The organism is Pseudopedobacter sp., assembly GCF_040392825.1.
Classification (GTDB): Bacteria; Bacteroidota; Bacteroidia; order Sphingobacteriales; family Sphingobacteriaceae; genus Pseudopedobacter.
The window spans coordinates 1-4,014 of the sequence record NZ_JBEBVH010000319.1 but is presented as its reverse complement, the minus strand read 5'-3'; the positions used below and the strand labels follow the sequence as shown (position 1 = coordinate 4,014).

The following is a 4,014-nucleotide window of genomic DNA, read 5'->3' as shown; positions in this document are numbered from 1 at the left end:
CGGAAATTGAAAAATACTGGTTTTTGCCGAGTTCGATTCAGCTAAAGTAGAATCTTCCGCTTCTGTATTGATTTCCGGAAGGGGAGAGTACAAAACAAAAATACCCAGACAAATTAACACGGTTCCGACAACAGAATAGGGAAGAATAACTCTTCTGATCAAATCATTTAATACGATCTCACGCTAGGCATCAGACATTAATGGAATTTGCTTGAATAGTTCGCCATCGGTTGATTTCAAGATAACTGCGGCAAACAGGATAGGTGCTAAGATACCGGCTCCTTTATTACAGATCCCCATGATGCTGATTCGCTGAGCTGCTCTTTCTTTTGGGCCTAAAACTGTTATATAAGGATTCGCTGCGGTTTGCAGAATGGCTAAACCAGCTCCCAAAGAAAATAACCCGATCAGAAATATCTCATAAGTTCGGGTATAGGCTGCAGGAACGAAAATGAAAGCACCAATGGCCATAATCCAGAAACCAATCATCATACCCTTTTTAAAACCTACAGATTTTAGTAAGTAGGAGGAAGGAACCGATACGACGAAGTAGGAAATATAAAAAGCAAATGCTACCAGATAGGATTGGAAATTTGTCAATTCACACGCTATCTTAAAATAGGGAATCAAAATAGCATTGACCCACGATACAAAACCGAAAATAAAAAATAATACCCCGATAATTAAAATGGAGATAGTTGTGTCTCTTTTACTTAGATAATTTGCTTCTACTGCTTGCATAATATTGATTTAGGTAGAAGCTAAACTATTTAAAATAAAGCTGTCTGTTATAGCTTTAGGCCATAAAAATGAGTGAGAACGTTCTCGACAGCGTTCTCAATAGCTTTTTATTTGATTATCATTTGCAGCATAAAGATGTCTGTTTGAACATTGATCCCAGGATCCCACATCCGGAAAAACATAAAGGAGACAACTAAATACTTAAATGCCGTTATTAAGGTCTAAAAACAAAAAATCTCTCCACTATTGGCCTGTATGGCTATAATGGAGAGATGATGAAACTAATGTATTATGAATACGCTACTAGCTCAATTTTCTATACTTAATCCGCTTTGGAGCAATATCTCCCAGGCGTTTCTTGCGGTTTTCTTCGTATTCTGTATAATTACCTTCGAAGAAATAAACCTGAGAATCTCCTTCGAAAGCCATAATATGTGTACAAATTCTGTCTAAGAACCAACGGTCATGGGATATGATTACCGCACAGCCACCAAAATTCTCTAAAGCTTCTTCCAGGGCCCGTAGAGTATTTACGTCGATGTCGTTGGTTGGCTCATCCAGTAATAAAACATTGGAACCTTCTTTTAGGGTAATCGCTAAATGAACACGATTTCTTTCTCCGCCAGATAATACGCCAACTTTTTTCTGTTGATCTGCACCGTTGAAATTAAACTTAGATACATAAGCTCTGGAGTTAACAGGACGGTTCCCTAAAACCATCGTTTCGTGTCCACCGGTAATATTCTCCCAAACAGATTTATCCGGATCCAAATCATGGTGCATTTGGTCTACATAGCCCAGTTTAACAGTTTCCCCGACTCTAAACGTACCGGAATCAGGTTGTTCCTGACCTGTAATTAGTCTGAAAAGTGTCGTTTTACCTGCACCATTGGGACCAATAATTCCCACAATACCAGCAGGAGGCAAAGAAAAGGTTAAATTATCGAATAAAACTTTATCTCCGTAAGCTTTAGAAACTCCTGTAGCCTCTATAACCACATTACCCAATCTTGGGCCCGGTGGGATAAATAGCTCCAGTTTCTCTTCTCTTTCTCTGGTGTCCTCAGAAGCTAGTTTTTCGTAATTACTTAAACGGGCTTTAGATTTTGCATGACGAGCTTTTGGGGCCATTTTTACCCACTCCAACTCGCGTTCCAAAGTTTTCTGACGTTTGCTTTCTGTTTTTTCTTCCTGTGCCAAACGTTTTGCCTTTTGATCTAACCAGGAAGAGTAGTTTCCTTTCCATGGAATACCTTCGCCTCTATCCAGTTCTAATATCCAGCCTGCAACGTTGTCCAGGAAATATCTGTCGTGGGTTACGGCGATCACCGTTCCAGGGTATTGTTGCAGATGTTGTTCTAACCAGTCAATAGACTCGGCATCTAAATGGTTGGTAGGCTCATCTAACAATAACACATCTGGTTGCTGAATCAATAAGCGACATAATGCCACACGCCTGCGTTCACCACCTGACAAAGTGGCTATTTTGGTGTCGGGTTCCGGACATCTCAAAGCATCCATAGCTCTTTCCAGTTTTGTGTCCAGTTCCCAGGCATTTAAAGCGTCAATTTTATCCTGAAGTTCGCCTTGCCTGGTCATTAATTTATCCATGGCATCAGCATCTTCATAAACCTCGGGTAAGCCAAACTTTTCGTTTATTTCTTCGTATTCTTTTAAAATATCTGTAATCTCTTTAGCACCTTCCTCTACCGCTTCTTTTACGGTTTTATTCTCGTCCAATTCGGGTTCCTGTGCTAAATAACCTACAGAATACCCCGGAGAGAAGACTACTTCTCCCTGATAGGATTTATCTAAACCAGCAATTATTTTTAATAATGAAGATTTTCCGGAACCGTTTAAACCAATAACACCAATCTTGGCTCCATAAAAAAATGATAAGTAAATATTTTTTAAAACCTGTTTCTGTGGCGGGTAAATCTTATTCACACCAGCCATTGAAAAGATGATTTTCTCGTCTGACATTATTTCTTAATTTAATGTCCCAAATATCGATAATTAAGTCACAAATGGGTAAAAATTATTTAATTGTTATAACGTGTAACAGATTTTGAGTTTTTGGACGTATTGTTGATAAATACTTAACAACGGGCGCTTCGCTATTAAGAACAAATTAATACATTAGAGCGTTCAACACTTAGAAGAAAGGTATTATATGGAAGCTAAATTTTCGCCCAGAGTAAAAGACGTGATATCTTACAGTCGCGAAGAGGCTTTAAGATTAGGTCACGATTATATTGGTACTGAACACTTGTTACTTGGATTGATAAGAGAAGGGGATGGCGTAGCAATAAAGATTTTAAAATCTTTGGGTGTTGATACTACAAAGCTTAGAAAAGCGGTTGAAGATGCTGTGAAGGGAACTTCTGGGATTACCGTGAATTTAGGTAATATCCCGCTTACTAAGCAGGCAGAGAAAGTATTGAAGATTACTTATCTGGAAGCCAAGATATTTAAAAGTGACGTGATAGGTACAGAACATCTGTTGCTTTCTATTTTAAGAGAAGAAGATAATATTGCTTCGCAGATACTTGCACAGTTCGACTTAAACTATGATATTATTAAATCTGAGGTTGAGTTGAATAAAGGCAATTTCAGAGACGAACCTTCTAACTCTACAGCCAGCGGAGATGATGAATACAGGGAAGAGGAATCTTTTTCGCAACCTAAAAAAGTTTCGGACATTAAATCTAAAACTCCTGTTTTAGATAATTTTGGCAGAGACCTAACCAGAATGGCGGAAGACGGAAAGTTAGATCCTATTGTTGGTCGTGAGAAGGAAATAGAACGCGTTTCTCAAATCCTGTCACGTAGAAAGAAAAACAATCCGATTTTAATTGGTGAGCCAGGTGTGGGTAAGTCTGCTATTGCAGAAGGTTTGGCACTGCGAATCGTTCAGCGTAAAGTATCAAGAGTACTGTTTAATAAACGTGTCGTAACTTTAGATCTGGCCTCTCTGGTAGCAGGGACTAAATATCGTGGACAGTTTGAGGAACGTATGAAAGCTGTGATGAACGAGTTGGAAAAATCACCGGATGTAATTTTATTCATCGACGAAATTCATACTATTGTCGGAGCGGGTGGAGCTTCTGGCTCTTTAGATGCTTCCAACATGTTTAAACCAGCGTTGGCAAGAGGAGAAATTCAATGTATTGGTGCTACTACCTTAGATGAATATCGTCAGTTCATTGAAAAGGACGGCGCTCTGGATCGTCGTTTCCAGAAGGTAATGGTAGAACCTGCCACTCCTGATGA

Annotated in this window: 2 protein-coding genes and 1 pseudogene; 1 reads left to right on the top strand and 2 read right to left on the bottom strand. The window is 39.1% G+C overall.

Features of this window, described 5'->3' with window-relative positions; translation table 11 throughout:
• Positions 1-741, bottom strand: a pseudogene (locus ABWO41_RS16200) (MFS transporter); the annotation flags it as partial.
• A 303-nt stretch (positions 742-1,044) separates the two neighbouring features.
• Positions 1,045-2,724 (bottom strand): energy-dependent translational throttle protein EttA, encoded by a 1,680-nt coding sequence (gene ettA, locus ABWO41_RS16195; RefSeq protein ID WP_353140266.1) that lies wholly within the window; start codon positions 2,722-2,724, stop codon positions 1,045-1,047.
• Between the two features lie 190 nt (positions 2,725-2,914).
• Here ettA and ABWO41_RS16190 point away from each other — a divergent pair.
• Positions 2,915-4,014 (top strand): Clp protease N-terminal domain-containing protein (locus tag ABWO41_RS16190; RefSeq protein WP_353140264.1); only part of this gene is annotated, 1,100 nt, incomplete at its 3' end.

Excerpts from the sequence above, each read along its gene's own strand:
- ettA (WP_353140266.1), bottom strand. The coding sequence starts at position 2,724 with ATGTCAGACGAGAAAATCATCTTTTCAATGGCTGGTGTGAATAAGATT.